Source organism: Pontibacterium sp., assembly GCF_041587635.1.
Lineage (GTDB): Bacteria > Pseudomonadota > Gammaproteobacteria > Pseudomonadales > Balneatricaceae > Pontibacterium.
In genome coordinates this window covers 1-6,077 of record NZ_JBFGYC010000221.1, presented here as the reverse complement: position 1 = coordinate 6,077, position 6,077 = coordinate 1, and the positions used below count along the sequence as shown (strand labels likewise).

General features: G+C 48.3%; 6 protein-coding genes and 1 pseudogene. All 7 read left to right on the top strand.

The genetic code is table 11. The features are described 5' to 3' along the window. A pseudogene (locus tag ABYW01_RS11775) lies at positions 1-417 on the top strand (multidrug ABC transporter ATP-binding protein); the annotation flags it as partial. A 1-nt stretch (position 418) separates the two neighbouring features. Continuing rightward, positions 419-1,180 (top strand): ABC transporter permease, encoded by a 762-nt coding sequence (locus ABYW01_RS11770; protein ID WP_372832895.1) that lies wholly within the window; start codon positions 419-421, stop codon positions 1,178-1,180. Between the two features lie 112 nt (positions 1,181-1,292). Beyond that, on the top strand, positions 1,293-1,985 hold the full coding sequence (locus ABYW01_RS11765; RefSeq protein ID WP_372832893.1) for an aspartate/glutamate racemase family protein: 693 nt from the start codon (positions 1,293-1,295) through the stop codon (positions 1,983-1,985). A 57-nt stretch (positions 1,986-2,042) separates the two neighbouring features. Next, entirely contained in the window at positions 2,043-2,519 is a 477-nt protein-coding gene (locus tag ABYW01_RS11760; protein ID WP_372832891.1) for a GNAT family N-acetyltransferase, read from the top strand. A gap of 526 nt (positions 2,520-3,045) precedes the next feature. Continuing rightward, entirely contained in the window at positions 3,046-4,446 is a 1,401-nt protein-coding gene (locus ABYW01_RS11755; RefSeq protein ID WP_372832890.1) for a PAS domain S-box protein, read from the top strand. 186 nt (positions 4,447-4,632) lie between these two features. Further along, positions 4,633-5,208 carry an elongation factor P-like protein YeiP gene (gene yeiP / locus ABYW01_RS11750; RefSeq protein WP_372832888.1) on the top strand — a complete coding sequence of 192 codons (576 nt, stop codon included), beginning with the start codon at positions 4,633-4,635 and terminating at the stop codon, positions 5,206-5,208. A gap of 192 nt (positions 5,209-5,400) precedes the next feature. Then, a complete protein-coding gene (locus ABYW01_RS11745; protein WP_372832887.1) occupies positions 5,401-5,844 on the top strand; it encodes a CopD family protein in 444 nt (147 codons plus the stop codon). Positions 5,845-6,077 lie beyond the last annotated feature (233 nt).

Below are 6,077 nucleotides of genomic sequence, written 5' to 3'. Positions count from 1 at the left end.
CGCCGCGACATGTGGGAGATGGTGCGTGAACTGCGCGAGCGCGGCGTGACGATTATTCTGACCACCCATTACATCGAAGAAGCGGAAGAGATGGCCGACCGAATTGGTGTGATCAACAAGGGCGAGATCATCCTGGTTGAAGATAAAGATGTCCTGATGGACAAGCTTGGTCAGAAGCAGTTGCATCTGACCTTAGATCAGCCGCTGGTGGAGATTCCTTCTGGATTGAATGGAGCATCGCTCACATTAGGTGAGGGCGGACATACCCTGATCTACAGCTATGACAGTCATGACGATAACATCGGTGTGGTTAATCTGTTAACCAATCTCAGTACACAGGGCATTAACGTGAAAGATCTGCATTCCACCGAAAGCTCGCTGGAAGATATCTTTGTGAATCTGGTGAAGGAGCACTGAGATGAATCTATATGCCATCTTTGCGATCTATAAATTCGAAATGGCGCGTACCTGGCGCACGCTGATGCAAAGCATCGCATCGCCCGTACTGTCTACAACACTGTATTTTGTGGTGTTTGGCACGGCAATTGGCTCACGCATGGGTGAGATCGACGGTGTCAGTTACGGCGCGTTTATCATTCCGGGTCTGGTGATGTTATCGCTGCTGAGTGAGAGTATCTCCAACGCATCCTTTGGTATCTTCTTCCCGAAATTCTCCGGCACCATATACGAAGTATTGTCGGCTCCGGTATCACCGTTCGAGATCGTCGCGGGGTATGTGGGGGCGGCAGCGAGTAAATCCATGTTGCTGGGATTGCTGATTTTGGCGACGGCACGCATCTTTGTGGATTACCAGATCGAGCATCCTGTCTGGATGATCTGTTTTCTGGCGTTAACGGCGATCACCTTCAGTCTGTTCGGTTTTATCATCGGTATCTGGGCGGATGATTTCCAGAAGTTGCAGGTAATCCCGTTGATGGTGATTACACCGCTGACGTTTTTGGGTGGCGCGTTTTACTCCATCAACATGCTGCCGGAACCATGGCAATCAATCACTCTGTTTAATCCGGTGGTGTATCTGATCAGCGGTTTCCGCTGGGCATTTTATGGTGTGGCGGATGTGCATATCGCCGTCAGCTTTGGTATGACGTTGTTCTTCTTAACGCTCTGCCTGACAGGCATCTGGTGGATCTTCCGTACAGGTTATCGGATCAAGTCTTAACGCCTGCCCACGTTTCCCTGAAGGCGTTTTGACTTTGTGCCTTCAGGGTTCAACAATCCCATCAAACGCCCCAATCCTGTGACAGGGCATAAAGGACTATTTCGGAGGCAGTATGAAAACAGTCGGTTTGTTAGGTGGTATGAGTTGGGAAAGTACGGTGGGTTATTATCGAGCGATCAATGAAGGGGTAAAGGCGCAATTGGGAGGCCTGCATTCTGCGAAGATCGTTATGTATAGTGTGGACTTTGCGCCGATAGAAAAGCTGCAACACCAAGGGGACTGGGATGGAACCGCTGCGATCTTGTCTGAAGCCGCGTGCAACGTGCAAGCCGCAGGTGCTGATGTACTGTTAATCTGTACCAACACTATGCACAAAGTAGCCCCGCAAATCGAAGCCGCCATCGATATTCCGATCCTGCATATTGCCGATGCCACCGCTGAGGTGCTGTTGGATCAGGGAATCAAAACGGTCGGCTTATTGGGCACCGGATTCACCATGGAGCAAGATTTCTATAAAGGCCGCCTGAGTGAGAAATACGGCCTGAATGTTCTGGTGCCTGATCAGCCCGATCGGGCGACTGTGCACCGGGTTATCTACGATGAACTTTGTCTTGGTAAGATCGAATCCGATTCAAAAACCGAATACCTTCGCATCATCCAGCAGCTCGCCGATGATGGTGCAGAGGCGGTGATTCTGGGCTGTACTGAGATCGGTATGTTGGTACAGCAGGACGATACGGCGGTGCGTTTATTGGACACAACGGCGATACATGCGCAGAAAGCCGTGGAATTTGCGCTGAAGTAAAGACGGCATCGCCTTTGAGTGACGCATTTCTGCTTTAGGTGTTAAGGAGTATGCAGTATGTACGAATGGAAATGGAAAAGATTCGAAGAACTCTCATCGGCTGAAATTTATGAAATTTTGCGGGTGAGGCAGGAGGTATTTGTCGTTGAACAGAACTGTGTATACCAGGACATCGACAGCTTAGATCAAGTCTCGTGGCACTTGTTTGCTCAAACAAACAACGGAGGTGATTCTGTCCAAATCCTTGCGTATTTACGTGTCGTTTTTCCGGGGCATAAATATATAGAGCCGTCTATTGGTCGCGTTTTAACCGCAAAGGAGGCTAGGGGGCAAGGAAGTGGAAGGTTGCTGATGGAAAAGGCGATGGAATTGCTGAAGGCTGAGTTTCCAAAACAAGAGGTTAGAATTTCTGCTCAGAAATATTTAGAGGCGTTTTATTCGGACTTCGGGTTTATGCCTGTATCTGAGCCTTACGATGAAGATGGAATACCTCATATCGAAATGGTAACCGCTATGGAGCGAAACGCCCGTTAGGGCGAAAGACGGCTCGTCTTATCGGTTGGTTTACGCTCGACGATGAATACGAAGAGTGTGATCAAATCTCATGCTGTAGTTTCCTCCGTCTGCTTTATCTCTTACTCCGCGATTTACTGCGTTGAGGTATCGTTTGTCGCACAACGTTCAGTTGTGTTGGGACATTTTGCAAATCATGTTTGATTGAACGTAGATGTCTCGGATCGGGCCGAATATTTATCATTGAATATCAGATAGATAATGTACTGCTCTTAAAGTGGTACAGCAGCACGGCTGTTGGCACATTATTGTGTCGCAAGTACGGTTGATTCGAGTACAGCAGCAGCTTTCAGCAGCCAAAATGGTGTAACATGCAGGTAATTACACTGGGTCACAGGCACTGACTAATGACCGGGAAACAAGCATGTTTCTGGCGTCTTTATCTTATAGTGGTCTGCTTACTACCAAACCAAGGTTAATTAATTTCACGGATACTATGAAAAACATATTCTTCCTATTTGCTTTATGCATGCACAGCTCATGGGCTATGGCTGGCATTACACTGTTTAAAGATGAAAATGGCAAAACCAACTGGCAGCATCTGGCAAACTGGAGCAGCGGTACGCTGATCATCATTTTATCGATTACGGCGGTGTATCTGTTTATCGCACGTCGCAAAGCATCTCGCGCAAATCGCGAGCTAACGGCTATTCGTAAAGAACTGGAGCTTCGCGTTCAGGAACGAACAGCGACGTTGGATGAGTCCAATAAACTGCTGCAGGAAAGCAACAGTGCGCTGGAATCAGAGGTTGCCGAGCACATCGTAACATCCGATCAGTTGCGCTCTTCAGAGTCCTATATCAAAGACATTCTGACCTCAATGCCATTGATGTTGGTTGGCTTGAACAAGGACGGCCGGGTGACTCAGTGGAACCGACGCGTAGAGGAACTTTCCGGTGTGTCTTCTGAAGAGGCTTTAGGGAAAACGTTATGGGAAGCGTATCCAACCATGACGGTTGTTCCTGAGCATATCCAGCAAGCGATTGAGCAGAATAAAACGATCCACCTGAAGCAGAGCATGCGTAGCCTGTCGCATTTCGATATCACGATCTATCCACTCAAGGGCGATGAAGCGGGTGTGGTGATTCTGGTTGATGATGTCAGTAAGGAAAAGACGGCTGAGAACATGCTGATCCATAATGACAAGATGTCATTCATGGGTGAGGTCGCTTCCACGATGGCACATGACATCAATATGCCACTTCAAGCGATCCTGATGGATCTGAAGCGCTTTAAGAACATTCTGGCGGATAGCCATCAGCAGGGGGCTGGAAACGCCACGCAGACACAGCTGTTGGATGAGATATTCATCGATATGTCCAACAAAGGTGATCAGGTTTCTAAGATCATCAATAACTTGCTGACGTTCTCTCGCAGTCGGGAGAAAGAAAAACAGATGGCCGATATTGTCGATGTGATGGAGCATACGGTCGAGCTGGGTAAAGAGGTGATCTCTGTCGAAAATGGTTTGTCGTTCCATCAGGTAAAACTGGAATGGAGCGTCGAAAAGAATCTGCCACAGGTGCCATGCTATATCACCGAATTGCAGCAGGTTTTCTTAAGCTTGTTCCGCCATGCGTGTGCGTCGTTGCAGCGTCGTTCAGCGGACAGTGATTTTGTACCGACCATCAAGATCATCTTGTCTGAGGGCTATGATAGCTTCTGGATCAAGATTCAGCACAACGGCATCGGTTTGAGCAACGATGAGCAGATGGGATTATTTGAGCCGTACTTCAGCGACAACCCGGAAGCAGACGGTTTCGATGCAGGTCAGCACTTGTCGTTCTCCTACTACATTATCACCGAGCAGCATCAGGGGCACATGGCCGTTACATCTGATCCTGAGCTTGGCTCAACATTCCACATGCAGCTGCCGATTTCGCCGTAAGGTTACGGTCACCCATAAGGGGCCAGAGAAGCACATAAAGGTACGGCAGCGAACGCCGATTTTAGTCGGCACTGCCTACCTGTCACGAAGGTGCTTCATGGCCTCCTAGCGTATAAACGGTGTATTGTTATTGAACTAACTACCTGATTATACTGCCCTTTAACTTCTTTCCCAGAGCACACCGACATGCCTAAAGCCAGTGAAATAAAGAAGAACACCGCCGTTGAAATTAATGGTGAAGCTTACATTGTTCGTGATATCGAGCGCTCAGTTCCACAAGGGCGTTCAGGCGGCAGCCTGTATCGTATGCGTATGTATAACGTAGCGACCAACGGCAAGATTGATGAGACCTTCAAAGACTCAGACATGTTAAGCCTTGCTGATCTGGTTCGACGCGCGGTTGTGTTTTCTTACTCTGATGGCGATGAGTATGTGTTCATGGATAACGAAGACTATTCGTCTTATAGCCTGAACAAAGATAGCCTTACGGATGAACTGCAGTTCATTACGGACGACACCCCGGGATTGCATGTCGTTCTTGTCAACGATGCGCCTGTGGCACTTGATCTGCCGGGTGTGGTTGAACTGGAGATTGTTGAGACTGATCCATCGATTAAAGGCGGTTCTGCAACGGCGCGCACGAAGCCCGCTAAGCTTTCAACCGGCCTGATCGTGCAGGTGCCAGAGCATATCTCTACGGGCGACCGTATCAAGGTGAATGTGGAAGAGCGTAAGTTCACCGGCCGCGCAGAGTCCAAATAAGTTTTACGAGCTTTATCCCCTTTGTTGAAGACACGAGTCTGTGTGTCTTTGGCCTCTCTTAAGAGGGGTTGAGGCTTTATTTTCAAGATCGGGTATCAGGCTAATTCATAAGGCATCTTACGAGCACGCAGGATAACCCTGGTGATCAAAAGGTGCCTTATGCTTTGTGGTCATCAGGATAGGTAAGTCAGCATGTATGGAACGTTGTTACTCCTGCACATTCTCAGCGCGACTATTTGGACGGGCGGGCACATCGTTCTGTCTGTGGTGATTCTGCCAAAAGTGCTACGGGAACGTTCTCCGGAGCAGTTGTTGAGCTTTGAATCGGTTTTTGAAAAAATCGGTATGCCGGCTCTGATTGTGCAAGTTGTAACCGGGTTGATGCTTGCGCATCGATTGGTGCCTGATGTGAGTCAGTGGTTCGATATGACCAATCCGGTATCGCATGGTATTGCTGCAAAACTGACACTGCTTGCGCTTACATTCGGTTTTGCGATTGATGCCCGGTTTAGGGTTATTCCGGTGCTCTCAAAAGACAATCTTGTTGATATGGCCTGGCATATTATACCGGTCACTGTGTTTTCAGTTTTATTCGTTGTTGTGGGTGTCTCTTTCAGAACCGGCTGGCTGTATTGATGACTAAAGGGGCTATGATACTGTCCCTTTAGGTATTGAACGAACTCAAGGAACGATTGTGCCTTGAGTTCAATCGATTACGCAGCTTTGAAACGCTCCCTCAGGTTATCTCTCAGATCTTCATAGTTCAGCAAAATCCAGAAATTCAGTCCAATCATAAAGCCTACAAACGAAAACAGCTGGAGTGGTACAACAAAGCTGATCGCATCGTTGACGAAGGTGACCGGCCAGGT